The organism is Hydrogenophaga sp., from assembly GCF_965657535.1.
Lineage (GTDB): Bacteria > Pseudomonadota > Gammaproteobacteria > Burkholderiales > Burkholderiaceae_C > Hydrogenophaga.
The window spans coordinates 48,812-71,120 of sequence record NZ_CBFHOP010000005.1 but is presented as its reverse complement, the minus strand read 5'-3'; the positions used below and the strand labels follow the sequence as shown (position 1 = coordinate 71,120).

Here is a 22,309-nt window from a genome sequence, read left to right as displayed (position 1 = left end):
GCTCGCCGGTCTGGGGAGCGCCTTCGAAATCAATCACCGCGCCGGTGGTCGACACGCGAATGTCGCCGCCCGCGGCCTGCAGGCCCGCGCCCACCAGCTGCACCGATGCGCTCGAAGCCAGGTGAATACCCTGGCGACCAGCCTGCACCGTCAGCGTGGTCGACACCACATCCAGCGCCTGGCCCAACCGGCCTACCGCGTCGGCCGCATCCAGCGCGATGTGCAGCGCCTGCAGGTCGAGGTCGTCGGCCTCTGCCGCATCGCCATCGAGCAAGGCACCCAGGCGCGACACCACACTCAGCGTGCCTGCGGTGCTGACGGAGGTCAGCACCAGGTCACCAGCCGCGCTCAGCGCAACCCAGCCGGTCGCGCTCAGGGTGGCACCCTGGGCCTGCGACACGGAACCGCCCTGCGCGTCCAGGCGCACCGAGGCCGCTACCAGCGAGGCGCCGCTGAGCTGGGCCAGGTTGCTGGCCGCACTCAGGTGCACCGAAGCGTCCTGGGCCAGCAGGTTGCCGAGCAGGCGCATGCTGCCGTCGGCATGCAAACGCAGTTCGCCCGCGCCCCGCATGTCCAGCGCCAGCACGTCCACATCGCCGGTTGTGGTCAGGTGGGCATCGCCTGCGCCCACCGCAACGCTCAGTCGCTCGGCCTGCACCCGCAGGCCAGACGCCTGGCCCGTGGCACCCAGGCCCGTGGCTGCGCCCAGGGTTACGCTCACACCGGCGACATGGGGGTAACCGTCGTCCAAAGCGCCATCCAGTGCACCGGCCAGCGCATTGAGCACAACCGTTCCGCGCTCGGCCATGACGGTGCCCACGCGCAGGTCGCCCTGAAGGGCATGGATGTAGACGTCACCCGTGCTGGCATCTCCAGCCAACCCCGCCGAGGCGCTGAGCACCCCGCCGTCCAGCACCACCTGCAGCGCCGCGCCGCTGGCGCCCACGCTTTGACCGGCGGCCAGCACGATGTCCTTGGCCTGCAGCTGCCCTGCGGGCAGCGCCTGCACCAGCGCACCGGCGGCGCTCAGGTCCAGCGTGCCGCTGGTGCGCAAGCTGGCGCCCAGGACCATGTCTTGCCCGGCCACCAGCTTCACGCTGCTGAGCGTGTGGGCGCTGGTCACGCCCACGGTGATGGTGCCCGTGGCGCGCACCCACAGCGCCCCGTTGAAGCCGGTCAGACCGGCCAGGAAGGCGTCGTCGATGGTGATATCGCCGACAACCGACAGCGCGCCATCCCGCCTGGTCTGGTTCTGGCTCAGCCGACCACCACCAATGAAGCCCACCGCCAGCAGCGACAGGGACAAGGTGGTGAAAGGCTCGATGATCGCGTCACTGAGGTCCATGGTGCCTTCGACGCTTTCCAGCGTGACCTGGGCATTCGCCTCGGCCTGCACCGCCTGCACCACCAGGTCGCCCGCGCTGCGCACGTCGATGCCGCCACCGTCGGCCTGCAGGTCAACCAGCGTCAGTGCGCGCAGGCTGCCGTCCGCATTGGCCGCCTGGGTCAGGGCGATACCGCCCACTGCACTGCGGGCGGACACCTCGTCCACCGAGATGTTGAGGGCCGTGGCGATCTCGCGTGCCGACAACACCAGTTCGGCCGCGCGCAAGACCGGCTCCCGCAGCGACGCCGACTGGCGCAGGGTGCCCTGCTCCGCCACCAGGCTCAACAGACCCGCAGCCGACGCATCGATGCGCCCGTCCAGCACGATGCTGCCGGTACCACCGGCCACCAGGGCCACGCCGCCGCTACCGCTGCGGATGGCAAAGCCACCGTCCAGCGCCGGCGCACTGCGCACGGTGATGCTGCCGTCGATCGTCGCCACCTGCACGCCCCCAGCACCCGACGTCAACAAGCCGCTTTGTGCGCGGTCGCTCACCTGCACGGCATCGGCACCGGCCCAGGACCGGAACAGCACCAGGTCGCTGACGGCACCCAGGATCAGGTCGCTCTGGTTGAGCAACACGATGTCGCCACCGCCGCTGCGGGCGCTGACGGTCTGCACGTCGGTGCGCAGCGCCGCGCCTGCCAGGCCAATGGCACCGCTGGCCTGCAGGCGCAAGGCCCCGGCGCGGATGTCGGTGATGTCGGCCAACCCCCGGCTGATCGCCCCACCCTGGGCCACCAGGCTCACCATGCCGGCGCCGGCATCCACCCGACCCAGCGCCAGGCTGCTGGACGCGGCCAGCCGCACCGTGCCGCCCTGGCTGTCCACCGCCGCCCCACTGGCCATGGTCAGTGCGCCACCCAGGGCCTCCATGTCGATCACGCCCCCGAGGGTGGACACCGTCGACGCACCCTCGACCCGCAGTGCACCGGCCGCTTGCAGCAGCACCGTGCCGGCCACGCCCGAGGCCTGACCCGCTGCCGGGTCCACCGCCAGCGAGCGCACATCCAGCGCCACCGCCACATCGGCCGCCAATGTCAGATCACCGGCCCGCGTAGCCAGGGCCACGCCGCCGGCCGTGCTTTTCAAGCCGGTGGCGTTGTCGCTGAACGCCTGCACGCCGGTGGGCACCACACGCGACAGGGCCACCGTGACCGCGTCGATGCGAATCGCCTGCGCCGCACGCAGCGCCAGGTCGCCCCCCGCTTGCGCAGCCACCCGGGCCACGCTCACGTCCAGCGGCTGCCCCGCACGACCGAGGCTGCCCACGTTGCCTGCGGCCTGAACCAGCAGAGCGCCGCCTTCCAGCGCCAGCCCACCTGGGAAGCTGGCGACGATGTCACCCGTGGCAGAGACCAGGGCGATGTCGCCACTGCCCGCCACCACACGGCTCAACAGGATGTCGCCCGCAGCGGCCAGGCGCACCGAGCCGCCCAGCGCAGCGTCGGTGGTGATCAGCGCACCCGGGCGCTGTTCCAGTTGGCCGGTCATGGCCTCGATGTCGATGCTGCCGCCCCGGTTGCTCACCGTAGCCACCGCACGCTGCACCACCGAGCCCTGCGCCAGCAGGCTCATGGAGGCGCCCACAGCGCTCACCGTGTCGCCAAGCGTCAGGTGGCCTGCACCGCCCGCCACGTCCGTGCCCAGATCGGCACCGGCCTGCAGCAGCAGGCGGCGCGGGTCGTTGCCCTGCCCGTCCAGCGCCACCTTGGCGTCAATGCTCAGGTTGCCACTGGTGCGCACCAGCACGCTGGCATCGGTGTTGCCCATCTGCAGGCCATCGCCCACCACCGCCAGGTCGCCCCGGTTGTCGATGGCGATGAGACCGCGCAGCGAATTTGGCCCTGTGGTGCGTGCCTGCAGGGTCGAGGCCTCGGTCACCAGCGCGCCGTTGGGGAACGAGGGCGTTGCAAACTGGCCCATCAAACCGCTGGCCTTGAGCACCAGGTCTTTGGCCCGCAGGTTGGCGCGGTCGCCGTCCAGCGCATCGCGGGCGTCCACAACGGAGCCGGCCTGCACCGTCAGGCGCAGTGTGGTGGCAGCCTGCACGGTGCCCAGTCGGGCGTCGCCCGACACGACGTCCAGGTTCAGCTGACCGCCGGCGGTGGCTTGCAAACGCCCACCCGTGATGGAGAGCAACAAGGCATCGTTCGCGGCGCCGCCGATGTCGCCACCGGCACGCAGCTGCATGTCGCTCGCTTGCAAGTGGGTGGTCTGCCCGGTGGCACCGCTCACGTCACCCGCCGCGTCCAGCCGCAACCGGCCCAGGCCTTGCATGCGCTGGACCGTGATGTCGCCGTCGGCACCGATGACGACATCGCCCTCGGAGCGCACGTCCAACAGGCCACTGAGCGCCACCCGCACTTCGTCCCACACCTGCACCAGCACGCGTTCGATGACGAAGTTGTTGGCCACCAGATCACCGGTTTTCAGGTCGGCCACATTGTCGCGCGAAGCGGCCACCACGGCGGGGCTGCCCGCTGTGGGCATGGGCACTTTTTCCCAGAACTCGATGTTGTTGAACACCGATTCGTCGCCGATGAAGAAGGTGGCGTCCGGACCTTTGTAGCGGTAGACCGCGTAATCGACTTGCAAAATGTCGCTGGGTCGCGCCTGGGCCAACACCGCTTTGTGCGCCTCTGAAAGCTGGTCAAACTGGCCTGGGTTGCTGATCGTCATGCGGCCGCTGGAGCGACCCACGTCGCTGCCTTCGCCGCGCGTGAGCAGCGTGAGGTTGTTCGCCTCAATGTTGAGCAGGCCGGTGGCTTCCACCGGCGCCTGACCGGGCATGGGTGCATGCGGATACAGGTGCGCCATCAACGCCGGTGACAGCGTGTAGCGGGCCTGGTCTGCACTCACCAGGCCTTGGTCCACCAGCGCTTGCAGCCGCGCGTCCAGCGGGCCGCTGCTGCTGTCCAGGCGCAGGCCGGTGTAGGCGGCGTTGACGATGGAGCCGTCGCGGGTGTCCAGCAGCACATCGCCGCTCACCGAGGTGATGGAGGCCGTGGCGCCCAAGATGGCGCCAGGAGCGATCAGCCGCAGGTCGCCAGCCACTTCCTGCATCTGAATCTGGCCGGTGGCGCGGGCGGCCACGCCGCCGCTGCCGGAGCGGTTCGAGTCCAGCCGCACGTCCATGCCGCCGAGGCCGGCGTCGAGCTCGACCCGGTTGCCCTCGACCATGCCGTTGCGGCCGTCAATGCCGTTGTAAGCCCGCACGCTGACGTCGCCACCGGCGAGGATCTGGCCCAGCCTGAGCGCCCGGTCGGCGGCGTCGTCCAGCAAGGTGATGGCGATGTCGCCGGCCGAGCGGATGTGGGTAAGTCCGGTGACGTTTTGCAGCGTCACGCTGATGCTGCTGAGCGTGTCGATGATGGGCGCGGCGCCGGAAATGACGGCGTCCCGGCCAAAGCTCAGTTGCTCGGCACCGATGGATACCGTACCTGGCGCGGCGCCGTCGAACGGGTTTTCCAGCGTTGGGAGCGTGCCCAGCGCCTCGGGATCGCCACCCAGGCTGACACTGCCGGACATGACCAACGCACCCTTGCTCCAGATGTTGATTTCCGGGGTCTTGGGCCCTTCAATGAAGCTGACGGCGATCGGGTAATCGGCGCGAAGCGCATGCGTGTAGTAATCCTTCAGGCCTGTGACCGTGATGGTCTCGACGTGGATGGTCTTCTTGCTGAACCAGCCGCCGCCGGTTTTCCAGGTCTTGACGGTACGGGTCGAGTTGGCGTAGTCGCTGGCGTATTTTTCAGCCTTGATGTCGACCCAGGCGCGCGCCTGCTCGATGGTGGCGAACGTTTGTCCGGTCGCGTTCCAGAGCGATGTGTCGGTGAAGTCGGTGCCGATCAGTTTCACCTGCTCGGCAGCACCCACGTAGGTGTAGACCTGGCGCGACACCACATCGACCACCGCAGAAAGATCTTTCACCAGGGCGACCGTCTCGTCGACCCGCTGCTCGTACACCACCAGGTAGGCAAAGTCACTGGCCACGGCGCCGGTGGGGAGCTTGATGCCGTCGGTCAGTCCCTCGGACTCCAGCAGCGGCGTGGAATCCCGGAAGGCATCGTCTTCCTTGACCTTGTTCTTGTCGGCAATCAGGCCGTCGATCTCGAACAAGCCGGGAATGATCGAGAAGCTGTTTTTCTCGAACTTCTCCAGCCGGGTCCGGGTTTTTTCCTGGCCCTCCACCCAGACGTAGTACTGGCCCTCTTCCGGGCGGTACAACAGCACCTCGTCGATGCCGTGCAGACCGGTGGCACCCAGCTTGTCGTAGCGGATGGCCGCGATATCGCCTTCAACCGCCGGATCGGCCGGCACCAGCACACCCTGGAACTGCTCGACGGTGACCTGCCCATTGCGGGCTTCGTACACGCTGCGGCTCAGGGTGCCGCTGTCGGTGATGGTGATGGTGCCGACCCGGTTGGTCGACACATCGATGCGGTCCGCTGCCAGCTTCCAATGGCTGTTGTTGGTGATGTTGACGCTGGCGTAGCCGCTGGCCACCCGCAAATGGCCATTGCCGGTGCTGACGATCTGGCCGGTGAGGTTGATCTTGCCGCCCTTGGCCACGATGGGGTCGAGCAGGATGGTGCCACTGGCAGCGTCAAAGAAGCCCGTGATTGGCACGTTGTCCGGACCAAATCCAATACCGCTCAGGGTGTTGCCCAGCGCATCGGTGAAGCCGGTGGAGGCGCCGGGGTTGAAACTTTCGTCAATCACCAGCGTGTACTGGTTGACACCGCTTTGCACCAGACCGTTGATGTTGAGGTACTTGGCGCGGATGTTGATGTCGCCCAGAGCCAGCACCCGCGAGCTGTTGTCCAGAATTTCGCTGAGCAAGCCCGACAAGGCCGCATCGTTCAGCGAACCGTAGACCAGGGCCCCGGCCTTGCCTTGGTTGTTGAACACCTGGGACGAAAAATCGTCGGTGTAGTTGACGTACTGGCGCGGGTCGGCCCCGGTGTGGTACCAGGCGTCGCTGCTGAGGTCGAAGTTGCCCTTGGCCGCAATCTCCACCGTCTTGGCACGCAGCTCGCCGGTGACGGAAATGCTGCCGTCCAGGTTCTTCAGCACCAGGCGACCGCTCTCGTTGACCACGTTGCCGCGCACATACAGGTCTTGCGGCAGCGGTGGAATGCTCAGGTCGTAGGCGGCGCTGGGGTAGCCGTCCTGGACGATCTGGATCAGGCTGTCGGGCGCGCCGCTGGCGTCGGGCGATACCTTCACCGAGTTGAAATACACGTGGCCGGGGTCGAGCACCACCAGCTCGCCGTTGATCACCGTGGTGCGGCTGTTGCCAGACACGCCCACGTTGTTCACCTGCATGCCAAAGGGCGTGGTGTTCAGGACGTTGATGGTCGCGCCCTGGCGCGCCACGAACTGCTGGGCCACGGTGGCCGGCAGCGGCTGGCTGGCTGCGTCGGCCTCGATGAAGATGGAGCCGGGCGAGGCAAACAGGTCGGGCATGTCGACGATGAAAACGTCGAGGTCCTTGGGTGCAACCAACGTGCCCCCGTCGGTGCCCAGGGTTTCACCGATGCCCAGGTCTTTCAGCGCCTGCTCGACCTGGTCGAGCTCGGCCTGGTAGCGCGCAATGGCTTCGGCGTTGCCGGCGTGGCTGGCGATCCAGCCCAGAATGGTCTCGCGCTGGTCGATCAGCTTGTTGCCCACGTTGGCGTAGACCAGGCGCGGCGTGGCCAGATCGCGCGGCTTGATGATGTAGAACTTGCCCTCCAGGCTGGTGCGGAAGTTGCGCCCAATGTCGCTGCCAAACAGCAGCGCTTCGGACCACACGTCCGAATCGGTGTAGTTCTGCGCGGCCAGATCCAGCGTCTGGTCTGTGCCGCTGTAGCGGTAGATCTCACCGTTGAACCGCACATAGGTGGTGCCCGCCTGGACCAGCACCGTGCCGCTGGCGTCCAGCACCTGCACTTTTTTCCAGCGCGCTGTGTCGCTGTAGTCTTCCAGCTCCAGTTGCAGGTCGGTCTGTGCGTCAGCGCCCGGGCTGAAGACATAAAAAGCGCCGGTCTCGCCACCCAGGGCCACGCGGCTGCCATCGAGCTTGTCGGCGGCCACCTGCACCAGCGTGCCGGCGCCGATGTTGATCGCAATGTTGTCGGCCTGCAGCAAGGCATACACGTAGTCCTGGTCGGCGTCCAGGTTCAGCGCGGCCTTCTCCAAGGCCGTCAAGCCGGTGCCTATGCGGAGCGGGTCAAGCTGGGGCTCGCCGTTCACCACCATGGGCAGCACATGCATCAACAGCTGGTTCTGAATACCCGCTTCAATGCGCACCTGCTCGGTCACGCTGACGCGGTTGGTGCTGTTGATCTTCCCGCCATCGGGCACGTCCACAGCGTACGGAATGAGCGACAAGGACAGCACCAGGCCATCGGTGTTGGGCAGGCTCAGGCTCTCCTTGGCCACCAGATTCACATCGCGCAGCGCGCGCAGCGACGAGCTGCCCGACAGCAGCACCTCGTTCTTTTCGTTGATCACCATGGTGGGGACCGGGATGCCCACGCCGTAGAGACCCACCAGGGTCATGTTGGCCTGCGCGTCGCCACGCAACAGATTGGGCACGGCAAAACTGTCACGGCCAGCGGACAGGTTCACGTTCATCGCGCGCAGCGAGGCGTCGTGGGCCGAGATCACGTTGCTGGCGTTGATGCGGCCGGTGGCGATCGAGCCGCCACCGCTGAGCGCCGCAGCCGAGAACAACGTGCTGCCGGGGTTCACCCGGGTGTCCGTCTTGGCGGTGAGGATGATGTCGCCGCTGTTGTTGGACAGTGTTGCCCCGTTGAGGAACACACCGGTCTCGGTGTGTGTCTTGAGAGCCGACTCCCCCACCGACAAGCCCAAACCGGAAACACCCTCGATGCGCACGTTGTCGGTTGCATAAACATCAATGAAGGCTTCCATGCGCAGCTTGCCAGGGGCAGCGGCATCACCCGCCACCACCATGCTCGTGCGGTCACCCAGGCTGACCCGCGCACTCATGGGGTTCGTTGCGCTGCCAAAGTTGGTTTCGCTCAGCATCGCGCTCACATTGACCAGACCGGCCGAACCGGAGCGCAGGTTGTCCTCCAGGGAATAGCGGTCCTTTTTGACCCGGTTGATCGCCAGCACGGTGATGCTGGAGGCTTTGAGGGTGTTGTCAGCGCCAATGCGCACATCGGCCGCACTGTTCACGCTGTTGCTCACCAGGGCCCCGCTGCCAGCGAGCAGGCCCACGGCCAGGTTCAAGCTCTGGGAATCCACGTCCTGGTCGTGCACCACGCGCAGCACCAGGGTGCCAACGTCAATGGTGTTGTTGTCGCCCATCACCAGCAACGCCTCGCTGTCCATGGTCATGCTGGAATAACCACCCGAAATGCCGACCAGCAGGCCACCCGTGGCGGCCACACTCTTCACGTCCAGGACATCCTTGCTGTCCGCATCGATGCCCAGGCGCGTCGCCTGCAAGTCCACCGCATGGCCCAGACCAGCCAGCACGCGGGCACGCTCCTTGATGGTGGCCGAGGACACGCCCACCGACACCCCGGTGCTGACGCTGATGGATTCGGTCTCAACCTTGGCCGCCTGGCGCCCCAGGGCCTTGATGTCGACCTCGGCGGCGCGCACCGTGCTGGCACGAATGCCCGCGGTGACCTGTGGGTTCAGCTCGATCAGCGTCACCGTGCCGCTGGCCGCTGCGGCAATCGCGCCCAGGCTCACAGCCGTGGCCTGCACCAGCGCATCGGCGCGCATCAGGCCTTCCGACAGCACTAGCAGCTTGCCGGTGGTCTGAACCGTCGCGTCGCTGATGTCGGCATCGATCAGCGAGTCGATCACGGCGCTGGCACGCGCACCGCCACCGGCCAGCGAGATCAGCCCAGCCGCTGCGGCCACGGCTTGTGCCCGGGCGTCGATCACGGCTGCGCCGCGGGCGGTCACTTGAATGCCGCTGCCGGACTGCACATTGGCGCCGCTGATGGCAGCCAGCACCGACTGGTCGATGCGGTTGTCTGCCAGCGATACGCCGATGGCGGCCGCACCACCAATGCCGATGGCCGCCGCCAGCGACACCGCCTTGGCGTCGGCTTCGATGCGCGAGTAGTCTTGTGCCCGCAGGGTGATGTTGCCCACCGCCAGCAGCTGGGCATCGCCCGCCGCCTCGCTTCGCTTGGCCAGGGCCTGCACCACAGCGTTCACATGGTTTTCGGTGTTCACGCCCGCGCCGCTCAGGCTGACGGCGACCGTGCCGCCCGTCACAGCGGCAGAGACCACCAGCATGCGGGCATCAACCTGCTGCAAGGCGTCGGCCAGCACCTCGATGTGGCGCTCTGCGCTCAGGCTGGCACCCTCAATGACGGCCTGCACACGCAGCGGCTGCTGCACCACCACCTGCTCCCACAGCTCGCGGTCGGCGTAGTCTTGGGTGACAAGCATGTTGTCCTTCACACCATCGCCGTCCACATCTTTCTTCCCCAGCGTCTGCTTGCCGATGTAGCGGTAGGTGTCGCCCGCGCGGGCGCCACCGCTGCCTGGGGCCAGGTACACGGTGTCGCCGGTGCGGATCTGCAGCGGGTTGTCCACCCCCGATGTGTAGGTGGCCAACGCGCTGGCGCCGGGGTCTGCGCCAATGTAGTTGCGGGCAATGCCCACACCGATGGAGGCACCGATACCGGCTGTTCCGCCCACGGCCACCGCCAGGGAAAGACCCATGATGGACGAGGTGATGCTGGCCGAGTTGATGGCGCTCACCGCCACATCGCGGGCCGCCAGCACCGTGCTGTCGATCACCAGCGCACTGCTCTCGCCCAGGATCACGTTGGTGGCCGAAGCGCCGGCGCCCGACAAGGCAATGCCGGCCGTGCCGCCAAAACCGGCGGCCACTGAAGCCGCGATGGCGGTTGAGGCAATGGTGGCCTGCTCGAAAGCGCGCACCTGCACATCGCCCTCGCGGGCTTGCAGTTGGTCTTCGACCGCGCGCACCGCCGCTACCACCCGGTTGTCGATGTGGTTGAGCGCCAGCGCAGCCCCGATCGACAACGAAACACCGGCGGTGCCACCCACCGAAGCGGCGATGGAGGCCGCACCGGCAAACACGTTGATGACCGACCGGTCTGCCGCCAGCACGCTGACGGCATCGCCTCGAATGCCGCCTGCGCGGTCACCGTCGATTTCTGCGGTGATGTCCATCGCAATGCGGTTGTTGGCCCCCACGCCCGAGCCACTGGCGGCCACGCCGGCTGTGCCGCCGCCCGCGATGGCAGCCGAGCCGCTGAGCACCAGCGCGCCAATGCGCTGCTCTGCGGTGGCCGTCACCTGGATGTCGCCACCCGCGTCAATGCTGGCGTCCAGCACCGAGGCGCGGGTTTGCGCCCGCAAAGCCGGCGCGTCGTCGGTGTAGCCGATCCAGTTGCGCGCCAGCGCGATGCCGATCGACGCCCCCACGCCAGCGGTGCCCCCGGCGCCCACCGCCAGCGACACCGCCGCCACGATCGAGCTGATGGCTGCCGTGTTGGTGGCACTCACAAACACGTTGCCGGTGGCGGTGGCATCGCCATTGGCGAGCTGCGCCACCGTGCTGTTGAGCACTTCGTTGTAGGCCACGGCGCCCGCGCCGCTGACCGCAACGCCCGCCGTGCCCCCCACCGCCAGTCCCAGCGCCGCAGCTGCCGACACCGCGTGGATGGTGCTGTTGCCCACCTGCAGCAGGTTGGGGTTGGCCGCATCCAACTGCAGCATGTAGCTGCGCCCGTTGGCCAGCAACAGCTGCCACGAGCGACCGCTCTCCAGCACCCGCAGCACCAGCTCGGGCTCCACCACCTTGAAGCGGGTCGTGTCGGCGTAATTCAGCGTGCCAAGGTCAGCGTCCAGCGCCAGACTGCCGGTGAATTCATACACCCGACCACCGGTGCCGCCCTGGGCATAGCCCCCGGCCAGCTTGACTTTCTGACCTGGCTTGAGCACTTTCTGACCATCGCCCGAGGTGAGGTCCCAGTCGGCCGTGAGGCTCGGTGCAGCCGGCAAGTCCATGCCATTCAGTCGCAGCACATCGGCCAGTTTTGCCAGCAGCGCCAAGTCCTTGGTGCGGTCCAGCGTGTATTCGTCCTGGCCCTCGGTGTCCGCATCGTCCGGGTTGCTGGTGGCAGCGTCGTCCAGCACCGCCGCCGACAAGCCGGCGCTGGTCGCGAGATCGATCTCAAACAAGGGCACTGCCCTGGCAACGGCAGCGATGCGCAGATCACCGGAGCGCGCCGTCACGGTCTCGGCCGCGTCGATGCTGGCCAAGGTGTCGCCGGCCACCGCGTTGAAGGCGAGACTCAAGCCGATGGTGACCGATATGCCGGCCTTGCCGCCCAGCGAAGCGCCGATCGATGCCGCACCGGCGATGGCGTTGATGCTGGCCGCGTTGTCGGCCAGTACCGTGATCGCATTGGCCGCAATGGCGCCGCTGTCGCGGATCTGCGCACGCACGTCCACCAGAATGTTGTTTTCGGTGTAGACACCGGCTGCCGACACCGCCACACCGGCCTTGGCCGATGCCGCCACACCCACCGTGCCCGCGAGCACCACCGCGTCGATGCTGGCGGTGGAGGTGGCGAGCACCGACAGGTTGCCACCGGCTCGCACATCGGAGCCTTCGATCAGCGCCGTGGTTTCGGCCCGGTTGGGGGTGATCGCCACCCGGCGCCACTGGGCGCGGTCGTGGTAACTCTGCGCTCCCAGGCTGATGCCGTCCTTGTCGTTGCGGCTCTCGCCGGTGTATTCAAAGACCTGCCCGATTTGTGGGCCCTTCGTGATCAACACGGTGTCGCCGGTGCGCAGCGCGATGGGTTTGTCTTCGTTGTTGTAGGTGATCGGCGGCGTCTGGCTGCGGTCCCAGCCAATCTCGTTCATCGCCACCGACAGGCCCAGGGCCACCGCCGGTGTGGCCTTGACGCCCACACCCACGGCCACCGCAGCGGCACGCACCAGCGCATCAATGCGCGCGGCATCCACCGCCAGCACATCGACATGGCCGCCCGCGGTGATGTCGCTGTTGCGGATCACGGCACTGCTGCCGCCCAAAATGGTGTTGACGGCGATCGCGCCGCCGCCGGCCACGGCCAGCGAACTCTTCACACCGGCCGCCACGGCCACAGCCGTGGCGGTGGCAGTGGCCTCAATGGAGCCCGTGCGCTCCACTTTCACCACCACATCCCCCCCCACGTCCACCGCCTGGCCAGCGGCCAGGGTGGCCAAGGCCTCGCTGCGCAGGGTGTTGCGCGCCATGCCAAAGCTGATGGAGACGGCCGTGGCCCCGCCGGCGCCCACGCCAACAGAAATCGAGGCAGCCTCCACATCGGACACGATGGACGAGCGCTCGATGGTGGTGACCGACAGGTTGCCGCCGGCCTTCACGCCAGACGCACTGGCGCCCAACGTGGCGGCACTCGACGTACTGACCAGGTTCAGGCTCAGGATCGCGCCCACGGTGATGCTGCTGGCGCCGCCCGCAGGGGTTACCCCAATGGACGCCGACGCGCTTTCAATGCGGGCATCGATGGCGGCGTTGGCGTCGGCACGGATCACGATATCGCCACCCGCTGCGATGGAAACCGACTCGGTCAAGGCGCGCGTGTGCACCGGATCTTCGGTGCCGAACACGCCACCCGCCAGCGTGTCGATGGTGTTGGCAAACACGTTCTGCGGGTTCCAGCCCACCGTGTTGAAGGCCAGCACCACACCAATGGCGTAACCGCCCGAGCTCACGCTGGCATCGACGGTGCTGACAATGCGCGCGCTGTCCACCGCTTCCACACGGAAGTTCCCGCCAGCCTGGACACTGCCCCGGTTGGCCAGCGCATCGGCTGAAGCCAGCACCAGGTTGGTCACGATGACCGCGTTCACGGCCACGTCCTGGCCCTTGCCAAACATGCTGCCGCCGCTGGACTCCACCGTGCTGTCGGTCTGCGCCAGGATGCTGGCGTTTTCGGTCGCCAGGATATGCACATGGCCCGCGGCTTGCACCTGCTGGCCCAGCAGCAGCGCCTTGACGCCGCTTCGAACGTCGTTGCGCACGATCAGGCCACCAAACGCCATGGCATCCGAATCCGAAATGTTGGTGCTCAGCCCGGGCACCAGATCTTTCGGATTGATGGAGGGGAGCGATTCCCAGCGCGACTTGTCGGTGTAGTCCTGCACGGCCAGATCGAACGCACCCGGCGTGCCGACAAACCGGTAGACCTGCCCGGCTTCGCCGAGCACCTTGCGCCAGCGCTGGGTGTTGCTCCAGTCTTCTTCCACCAGGTCGGGTGTCTCCAGCGCGGTGGTGCCCACGTATTCGAAGACATCGCCCTCGGCTGCGCTGTCACTGTCGAACTTGATCTGGACCCGGTCGCCGGCTTGCACGGTCGCGGGTTCGTCGTAACTGGTGTAAGCCACGCTGCCCACGCGCACCATATCGCCCACGGCCAGGGTCTGGGTGCCGGAGCGGTCGGTGAAGTCCACGCCCTCGCTGTTGGCGATGAAACCGGTGTACAGGCTGAGGCCGGCGTCGTTCTCGCTGGAGGCGATGGCAGAGAGGCGGGAGATGGCCCGAATCGACGCGGTCTCCGTGGCTTGGATGACGACGTCACCGGCTGCTGTCACCGCCTGGTTGGTGGCGTTGGTGCTGCGGATCGCGGCATCGGTGAGCGCGCTCACCATGTTGCTGCTCAGCACCGCACCCACCGCCAGACTGGACGCACCGGTCAAGGCCGCGGCTTTGGACTCGGTGTCGTTGTCGACCAGTGCGCGCAGCACGGCGCGGTTGGTCGCGGTGACGCTGACATCGCCGGCAGCGTTCACGTCGGAGTCGGTGATGTAGGCCCGCACCCGCGCCGGGTCTTCCTCGCCAATGTCGGTGCCAATCAGGGCATCGATCGACTGAAACAAGATGTTTTGCGCTTCCCAGCCGATGGTGTTGAACGCCAGGGTGACGTTCACCCCCGTGTCGCCCGACTGCACGTTGGCGATGTTGCGCGCATCGATAAAAGCGTGGTTGTCGGCGTTCACACTCACGCCACCAGTGCGGGTCTGCACCTGGCTGCGCAGGATCTCCGCGTCGGCGTGCGACAGCACCAGGTTGGTGGCGATCACACCGTTCACGGCCAGGCTCGTGCCACTACCCAGCGCACTGCCACCGGACGAGGTGGCTTCGCTGTTGTTGACGGCTCGGATGGTGGCCTCTTCCAGCGCCTGCACCTGGATGGCAGCGGCGTCGATGCGCGCGTCCGAGAGGCGGGCCAGGGCGCCGCTGCGCACGTCGTTGCGCACCACCAGCACGCCCACGGCCACCGAGTCGGAATCGCTGATGTTGAATTCCGGAATGGATTGGGTCGAAGTCTGCTCGTACCAGTAGCCCAGATCGCTGAAGTCGGCGGACGACAGGTCCACGCTCGATGCGGTGCCCATGTAGCGGTACAGGCCACCCGGCGTGCCGCCTGCATCGTGGTCCTGCGCCAGGCGCACCAGGTCGCCAAATTTCAGGCTCTGCTCGCCGTCGGTGCTGAGGTAGTCGAAGTCCTTGGTGGACAAGGCGTTCAGCGCGTTCTTCAACACGCTCACCCCGCCCGTGTTGCTGGTTACCGAAGACGCCACCAGCTTCATGTTGGCGTACACGCCCGCTTCGTCGCTGGCACGCAAGACAACATCCCCGCCCGCCACCACGTCATCGGTGCGGCCCTGCGGCCGCACGTAGGTCGATCCGTATTCGATGGTGGCCAAAGCACCCGCGGCCACCATGTTGCTGGCCAGCACCGCAGACGCACCCACGCCCGAAGCGCCGTACAGCGCCGAGGCCGACGACGACGCTGCGTTGCTCAGCGTGGCGTTGAGCTGAGCCGCGTTGGTGGCTTCGACCGTGACGCTGCCGCCGGCCGACACGGCGGTGTCCAGCAACCGGACCTTGGCCTGGGACGGCTGCGCATCCCCGATGGACGTGCCAATCAGCGCATCCAGCGCCTGGAACAAGATGTTCTGGGAGGCCCAGCCCAGCGTGTTGAAGGCGAGCGAAACGCCCACCGCCGTGTCGCCACTGGTGGTCACGCTGTTGAGGGTGGCGTCGATGCCGCTGGCGTTGTCCGCCGTCACCGACACGTTGCCGGTGGCGTCCAGCGTGCTGGAGAGCGCCTCCACGACCGCATCGGACAACACCAGGTTGGTCACGATCATGGCGTTCACAGCCAGGCTGGTGCCGGTGCCGAATGCGCTGCCGCCGGACGAGCTGACCACGCCCTCGGACAGGGCCTTGAGATCGGTGGCCTCCAGCGCCGAGAGCAGCACATCACCGCCCGCGCGCAACTGGCTGTCGTTGACGAGGGCCTTGACCGCGCTGCGCAAATCGTTGCGCACCACCAGACCACCGGCACCCATGGCATCGGAATCGGTGAAGCTCAGCGACGGGATGGCCGCTGCGATGTTGCCTGGCACCACACGCACCCAGTTGGTGCCCAGAAAGTCCTCCTTCGCGAGGTCGATCAGCGTGCCGCCGAAGTTGACACTCGGGTCGGTGGCCACCGGGATCGCCGCCACATAGCGGTACACACCACCACCGACGCCACCGGCGGTGTGATCGCTGGCCACACGCACCAGATCACCGGTCTGCACCGTTCGGTTGCCCGAACGGGTGGAATAGTCGTAGCTGCGGGTCAGGTCGCTGACCAGACCGCCCACCAGGCTGGAACCCAGGTCGTTGGTCGTGCTCGAAATCGCCTTCAAATCGCTGCTGGCGTCAATGCCCGCCTTTTCGCTGGCGTTCACCTTGACATCACCGCCGGCCGTCAAGCGGCTGCCATCCACCGTGGCCAGCGCTTCGCTGGCCACCCGGTTCATGGCCAGCACGGCACTCACGGCCATGCTGGAGGCGTTGAACAACGCCGACGCCGCCGAGGTGCTGTCGTTGCTGAGCTTTGCGGTAATTTGTGCGGCCTGGATCGCTTCCACCTGCACGTGGCCGCTGGCGGTGACGGTGCTGTTCGTCACGCGGGCCACCGCACCCGACGCCTCAATGTCGGCAATCTCGGTGCCTATCAGAGCATCCACCGCCTGAAACAGCAGGTTTTGCGGTTTCCAGCCCAAGGTGTTGAAAGCCAGCATCACGCCCGCGCCGGTGTCACCGCTCTTGGTCACGCTGTCGTTCGTGGCGTCGATCTCGGCGGTGTTGGTGGCCCGCACCACGGCGTCACCGCTCAGGGTCTCCACAGCACTGCGCAGCAGTTCCGCCGTGGCGCTTCCGAGCACCAGGTTGGTCGCAATGGTGGCGTTGACCGCCAGGCTCGTGCCGGTGCCAAACGCGCTGCCGCCCGAGCTTTCAGCGTAGCTGTCCAGCACCGCTTTGATGGTGGACTGTGCCTGTGCTTCAACCCGGACACTGCCGGCCTGGACCTGGGCATCGCTGAGTCGCGCAGTGGCGCCACCGCGCACGTCGTTGCGCACCACGGCAGCGCCAATGGCGATCGCATCGGAGTCGCTCACGTTGCCAATGCTGGGAATGGCGTTGGTGCTGGGCACCTCTTGCCACAGGTCCAGGTCGGTGTAGTCGGTGTCGACGGGCGTGAAAGTGCCACTCGCACCCAGGTAGCGGTAGATGTTCCCGCTGTCATCGCCGTCGGCGATTTTCACCCGCTCGTCAAACTTGATCGTGTAGCTGCCCGAGTCGGTGCTCAGGAATTTGGGCGCCTTGGCCATGTCCGAGATGGTGGACACGGTGTTGCGCAGGATATCGACACCACCCAGGTTGGTGGTGGTCGAGGAAGCCACCAGCTTCACGTTGGAAAAAACACCCGCCGCATCGCTGGCGCGCACCGCAAACGCGCCGCCTGCGGTGATCTGGCGCACCAGATCCAGGGGCAATGCAAAGTTGGCGCTGAAGTCCACCTGCGCCAGCGCGCCGGCGGCCACCATGTTGCTGGCCAGCACCGCCGATGCCCCGGCGCCGGAGGCGCCAAACAGGGCCGATGCCTCGGATGTTGCGGCGTTGCTGAGCGTGGCGTTGAGTTGTGCCGCATTGGTGGCCTCGACCAACACGTCACCACCGGCCACGACCACCGTGTCTATCAGCAAAGCCTGTGCCCGCGAGGCCTTCTCCGTGCCGATGTGGGTCCCCACCAACGCGTCCATCGAGCTGAACAGGATGTTTTGCGCTTCCCAGCCCAGGGTGTTGAAAGCCAGCACCACACCAACGGCCGTGTCACCGCTCTTGGTCACGCTGTTGAGCGTGGCGTCGATGGCGCTGCCGTTTTGGGCCGTGGCGCTCAGATCGCCTCCAGCGCGCAGCGTGCTGGCGTTCACATCCACCAGCACATCGGCCAGCACCAGGTTGGTCACGATCATCGCGTTGACGGCCAGGCTGGTGCCCGTGCCAAACGAGCTGCCGCCCGAAGAAGTCACCAGGCCTTCGGACAAGGCACTGAGCTCGCTCAGGGCATCGGCGGCCAGCTTCAGGTCAAGTTGGGCCGTCAGACGGCTGTCGTTCACCGTGGTCTTGACCTGGCTGCGCAGGTCGTTGAGCACCACAAGCCCCCCCACACCGATGGCGTCGGAGCCTGAAAGGTTCAGGCTCGGCAAGAGCTTGGCAGCAGACTCGGGCAGCACGCGCTGCCAGTCGGCACCGAAATAGTTGATGCCCGAGAGCTTGGTGCTCAGATCGGGGCCGCTGTAGCGGTACACACCGCCGGCCACACCGCCCGAGCGGTGGTCGGAAGCCACCCGCACCAGGTCGCCCGCCTTGAGGGGCTGGGTGCCCGAGCGGCTGCTGAACTGGTAACCCGAGGTCATGTCCCCAATCAGGCCGCCCAACAAGCTGGCTCCGGCGTCGTTGGTGGTGCTCGAAACGGCCTTCATATCGCTGTGCGCCGCGATGCCAGACCCGTCCCTGGCCAGCAGGTCCATGCGGCCGGTCGCGGTGAGCGTGCTGCCATCCACCGTGGCCAGCGCTTCGCTGGCCACCCGGTTCATGGCCAGCACAGCGCTGACGGCGAGGCTGGAGGCACCGAACAGTGCAGAGGCCGCCGAGGTGCTGTCGTTGCTCAGGTCGGCCGTCACTTGGGCCGCCTGGAGCGCTTCCACCTTCACGTTGCCGCTGGCGGTGAGCGTGCTGTCGAGCACGCGCACCACAGCCCCACTGGCTTGCACAGCCCCCATCTCGGTGCCCACCAGCGCGTCCAGCGACTGGCTCAGAATGTTTTGCGCCTTCCAGCCCACCGCGTTAAAAGCCAGCATGACGCCAGCCCCCGAGTCACCGCTCTTGGTGATGCTCTTGTTGGTGGCCTCGATCTCGGAGGCGTTGTCAGCGCGCACCACGGCGTCACCGCTCAAGGTCTCCACGGCACTGCGCAGCAGTTCCGCTGTGGCGCTTCCCAGCACCAGGTTGGTCGCGATGGTGGCGTTGACCGCCAGGCTCGTGCCGGCGCCAAACGCGCTGCCGCCCGAGCTTTCCACGTAACTGTCCAGCGTGGCCCGGATCGCCGAGCTGGCCACTGCCTCGATGGTCAGCGTGCCACTGGCCACCTGGGCATCGCTCACCTGCGCCGTGGCGCCGCCGCGCACGTCGTTGCGCACCACCACGCCACCCACCGCAATCGCGTCGGAGTTGCTGATGTTGCCCACACTGGGAATGGCGTCGGTGCTGAGCACCTCCTGCCACAGGTCCAGGTCGTCGTAGGCCTCGGTGCTGGGCTTGATGCTGCCCTGATCGCCCAGGTAGCGGTAAATTTTCCCATCGCTGGCACCACCGACGATCTTCACCCGGTCGCCAAATTGCACCGGTACTGTGTCCACGTTGCTGCTCAGGTACCGGGGCGGGTTGGCGTTGTCTTGTATGCGGCCCGCCAGTTTTTTGAGCACGCTCACCCCACCGTCGTTGCTCGTGGTTGAAGCGGCCACGAGCTTCACGTTGGCATAGACGCCGATGTCGTCTTGGGCTCGCACCACCAGGTTGCCGCCCAGCACCGCTTGGGCCGGCGTGCGTTCCAACGAGGCGCGTGCGCCCGTGTTGATGCGGTTGCTGGCGAGCACCGCGGCAGCGCCTGCGCCGGAAGCGCCGTACAAGGCCGAGGCCTTGCTCTCGGCCGCGTTGGTGACGGTGGCGTTGATGTCGGCGCCCTGCACGGCGGCCACCGTCACATCAGCGCCCGCTTGCAGCCGCGTGCCGGCGACCTGAGCGATCACCTCGCTGACCTGGTTGTCGTTCCAGTCCGTACCCAGCAGCGTGTCCATGCCCGCCGACCAGACATTGCCGATCGCCGCGCCAATCGAATTGAAGGCCACGGCGATACCGACCGCAGCCCCGCTGCCACCTGTCACGCGCGAAGCCGCCTCCGTGCGGGCCACCACTGCCGCTTCGTTGTTCGCCTGCACCCGGATGTGGCCAACGGCGCGGAGCTCGCTGTCGGTGACCACCGCCATCACGTCACCGGTGACCTCGTTCCAGGCCACGCTGCCCCCCAGGGCCAGCGAATAGGTGGGCAACAGTGTGCTCAAACTGCCGTTGTTGACCAGGCTCTGCACCGCCACACTGGACGACAGTTCCTGCTCGTTGAGCGCCACCACGCTGATGGCTGCAGCATCCAGCGAGCTGTTGGTGACCGATGCGGCGACAGACCGGTCCACCGTATTACCGGCGAGCGCCCGGCCCAACGCCACGTGCGGAAACTGCAACAAGTCCAGCTGGAAATCAGCCGACTGGGCCAGATACAAACCCCGATCGGTGGCGTCAACCACCACCCCATCGCCTTGAGCAGGCCCTTGGTAGGCCGTGTTGTCCACGGTCGCCCAGACGCCACCGCCCATGGTTTGACGAACGTCTTTGGCGCGGCCAAGGTATTCGCCAGCATGTTGAGACGATACCGTCAGCCCCGCAGCAGAAAGATCGGATTGCGCCACCGCCGCCTTGGTACTGTCCAAGGCATCGGTCTTCACGCTGCCAATGAGGGAGGAAAGCACGTCGGCGCTCACCACGCCGCCACTGGCAGCCCGAACCACCACACCACCGCTGGCACCACCCGACAAGCCGCCCAGGCTCAGGCGCGCAGCCGTTTCACTGGTCGATGGGGTGCCCAGCAGCGCCGAGGTGCTCTTCTCCAGGTCGATCACGGCCTGGAGCATGTCAAAGCCCGTCAACGCGCTCAGCAGCGTGTCCTGACTCGTCATCTTGACCACCACATCGGCGGTGTTCAGCGCCTCCACCAACAGGCTTTCGCCGCCACCAGCCGAGGACACCAACGGGCCCACCTGCAGCACCACACCGCTCTGGATCTCGGCGTCAGCGCTTTGGGTAGCGCTTACCGTGACCGTACCGTGGGTGGCAAGCGACAACGCCGCCGGTGCGGCCGTGGCGCTGTACTGGCCCTGGCTCACAGCCACCACCGACAGGCCACCAGCGCGAACCGTGGCCCCGGCCAGCAGGCGGGACTCCGCCACGGTGGACGCCTGTATCGACAGATCGAAGGTGTCGGTGCTGCTCACATCGGCCTCAACCTCGCTGCGCGATGCCACCGCCAGCCAGCCTGAGGTGCTGATCTGCCCCCCCACCACCACCGAGGAAGACGCCTGTAGTTGGGCCCCCAGGCCCGATGACGCGCTCGCCAAATCGCTCGCCAGCAGCGAAATATCGCTTTCCGACAGCACCACACTGTCCTGCGGCACCAGAATCGCCTCTGCCCGCACGGTCAGCGCCGTGGAGCCAAGCTGCATATCGCCCAGCGTGATCTGATCGCGGCCGCTGCCACCGTCCACCACCAGCTGCTGCGTTGGCAGCTGAACCACCACCCGGGTGGCGGCGTCCGCACCGGTGCCCTGCAGCGACAGGAACGTGGCGGCCCCGTCGCTGAACGTGTCGAGCACGGCCGTGTTGTCGCCCTCGCCCAAAGAAAGGGTGGCGCTGCTCTCAACCGAGCGCGCGAACAACCAAATACCGTCGCTTTGCTGGCGGTACTCCAGGTACACGCCCTGGCTGACAGCCAGCCCCCCAATGGCCGAGAACGAACCCTGAACCGATCCGTAACCAAGAATCTTGAACGAATCCCCTGCGGTGAGTTGGAAGCCGTCAATCAAGCGCACTTGAAGCGTGCCATCGAGCTGTGCCAGGCCCAACACATTGAGCTGGTCGTAACCCGTGCCAGCCTGCGTACCGCCAAGCTCCATTTCAAGCACGGCAAGGCCGTCCTGGCTGTAACTCGACACTTCCTGAAAACCGGGCGAATAACCAGGACTCAGCATGCCCTGGTTGACCAGATCACCCAGCACGGTGCCGCTGCCACCCAGCACCGTCCCCGGGTTGATGCGCAAGTTCGCCTTGAGGCTGCCATCCTGCGACGCGAGCACAGCCAAATCGGTGTTGCCCGCTTCAAGCGACAACCAGTCCGACGAGGAGCCAACCTGTGAGTCGGACGGCACCGCAAACAGGCGTTCCTGCCCCAACAAGCGGGTCAACGCGCTGGCGCTGTCACCAAGGTCTGACGGGACCGGTTGCGCCACCTGAACCGTCTCGGACGGCGGCGATCCACGCTCGCCCAAGGACACAGTCAGCATGTCGCTGCCGACCGCCGAGGAAAGCGCGGTCTCCATGAACGCCGAGCGGACCGAGGGACTCCCTGCCCCAAATGCGGCCCCATCCACTGAAAAAGACGGCAACGCCTGGCCCACGTCAAGCTCGTAACGGGCCTGGCCCTGCGAAGACAGCTGGACGCCGTCAGCCCCCATCGCATCAGCCAGCCAGCCCATCTGCTCATGAAGGCCATCATGCGTATCGCCCGTGCGAGGCATCACCACCTGCGCGGCCGCCAACAACGGGTCGGCCGAGAGCAGCACCCGCTGCTCCAGCGGTTCGACGCGAAAGGCATCGCGCATCAACCGCTGCAACAGGGGAGAAGCGCAACGTTTGGCTGAGCGAAATTTGGTGCGGATCAT

The 22,309-nt window shown here is 66.7% G+C and carries 1 protein-coding gene (only partly in view); it reads right to left on the bottom strand.

All coding sequences use genetic code 11. The features are described 5' to 3' along the window. Positions 1 to 22,309, bottom strand: partial view of an LEPR-XLL domain-containing protein gene (locus ACTG4K_RS10140; RefSeq protein WP_439114088.1) — the 5' portion only. 17,777 nt of this gene lie to the left of the window's left edge; the window shows 22,309 of its 40,086 coding nt (coding positions 1–22,309); it begins with the start codon at positions 22,307 to 22,309; its stop codon lies beyond the left edge, outside the window.